This is a genomic window from Prevotella sp. C0209C1 (genome assembly GCF_056583855.1).
The window spans coordinates 1-2305 of record NZ_JBWPJP010000067.1 but is presented as its reverse complement, the minus strand read 5'-3'; the positions used below and the strand labels follow the sequence as shown (position 1 = coordinate 2305).

The 2305-nt window shown below is 32.8% G+C and carries 1 pseudogene; it reads left to right on the top strand.

Annotation, left to right across the window (positions count from 1 at the left end):
• Positions 1-55 precede the first annotated feature (55 nt).
• Positions 56-2168 (top strand): annotated as a pseudogene (locus AC1DCD_RS10185) (peptidase domain-containing ABC transporter).
• Positions 2169-2305 lie beyond the last annotated feature (137 nt).

Below are 2305 nucleotides of genomic sequence, written 5' to 3'. Positions count from 1 at the left end.
TACCTTATAAAAAGAATCAGCATAAAGCTTGTCAATACAAACTTTATGCTGAAATATAGTTTTTAAGGGACGACTATGTAGCATATCTAATGAAGGTGTGTCATTGTATGGAATCTGTATAGCAGCTGAAAAGATTGGACTTCACACTATTGGCACCCAATTGAGCCTTATTCAACTGATTGATGAGATGCCGTTACCTTGTATTCTCCATTGGAATCAGAATCATTTTGTAGTATTATATAAAATCAAGAAAACAAGAAAAGGGTATATCTTTTATATAGCCAATCCTGCTGGTGGAGTTAGTATAGAATTTAACGAATGGGAATTCAGTTCATGTTGGCTAAGTTCCACAGATATTCATGGTCAATCAATAGGTACAGCCTTGTCCTTGCTACCAACTCCGTCTTTTTATGAAAAGCAAGAAGACGTAAAATTTAAATGGAACAGAAAGAAAACAATTACATTTCTTTTTTCATATTTAAAACCACACAAAAACAAAATATTCTTACTTCTGTGGATAATGGTTTGTGGAGCACTGATTCAACTTGTGTTGCCATTCCTAACACAGGCAATTGTAGATTTGGGTGTCACAGAAAAAAACATTAGTATTATCGTGCTTATCCTAATTGGGCAACTTTGCTTGGAATGTGGTCATACTTTTGTAAGTTTTGTCCGTACATGAACTTTGTTGGTAATTGGTACTAAGACAAACATAGCTTTAATTTCTGATTATCTTACAAAGTTGATGAAGTTGCGAATTTCTTTTTTTGATACAAAACTGACTGGTGATATTATTCAGCGTATTAATGACCATTCGAGAATAAAGGCATTTTTAACCGACTCTATTCTTGATACCTTGTTCTCAATGGTTAGTATGGTAGTATTAGGTGGAGTTATTCTTATATATGATAGGATAGTTGCTTTAATTTTTTTTGTTGGAAGTACACTTTACATTTTTTGGGTGTGGAAATTTATGAAAAAAGAGAAATCCTAGACCATAAAATGTTTTCGTTAAATTCCACTAATCAAAGTAGTATTATTCAACTAATCTCAGGTATGCAAGAGATTAAATTAAACACATGCGAACAACGAAAGAGATGGGAATGGGAAATCATTCAACGAAATATTTATCGCTTATCAATAAGGAGCCTTAAATTATCTCAGTATCAACAGTCTGGAGGTTTTTTAATCAATCAAGTTAAAAACCTCATTATAACAGCACTTGTAGCAACATTTGTTGTCAAAGGGAAGATAACCCTTGGCATAATGCTGAGTTTTCAATATATTGTAGGTATGCTTAATAGCCCTGTTGACCAATTGATAAACTTCATCCGACAGTATCAGGATGCAAAATTAAGCATAGATAGGCTCCAAAATGTATATGATGAAAAAGATGAAGATGACGAAACCAAGGTGGGAACTAATTCTATGAGTAATGGAGATATTGTATTTCGTCATGTAACATTTCGTTATGACAAATTAAGTTTCAAACCAATTCTAGATGATATTAATTTAAAAATTCCCGAAGGTAAAGTAACCGCAATAGTTGGCCTCAGTGGCAGTGGCAAAACAACTATTCTTAAGATGATTCTTGGCTTCTATAGCCCTGATATGGGATGTATTGAAGTTGGGGGGGTAATTTGGATTCTATAAACAAAAGAGAATGGAGAAAATGTTGCGGCACAGTTATGCAAGAAGGCTATATATTTTCTGACATAATTGAAAATAACATTACATTAGGAGTGGAAAAAACAAACGATGCGTTAGTTAGAAAATCAGCAGAAATTGCTAACATAAATTGTTTCATTGACAAACTACCATTGAAGTTCAAAACAAAAATAGGAAATGATGACCATGGTCTAAGTCTAGGTCAAAAACAACGAATTCTCATAGCTCGAGCTATATACAAAAATCCTAAATATATTTTTTTAGATGAGGCAACAAATTCTCTTGATGCAAACAATGAGCATGAAATTATGGAGAACCTAAACAAATTTATCAAAGGTAGAACTGCCATAATCATCGCCCACAGACTTAGCACGGTTAGAAATGCAGACAAAATAATCGTATTGAAAGATGGTAAAATTTGCGAACAAGGAAACCATGAAAACCTAATCACCAATAAAGGTATTTATTACCAGCTTGTAAAAAATCAGTTAAATATATAATACCCTAGAAGATTAATTAAATTGTCGGCATATTCGTTAAGTATGGTGTCTAACTTTATGTAGTCCACCCTTAAAAATCTAATATTCCGCTGACTCACAGTATATTATGCTACAAATCATTTGTTTATATCTGCAAG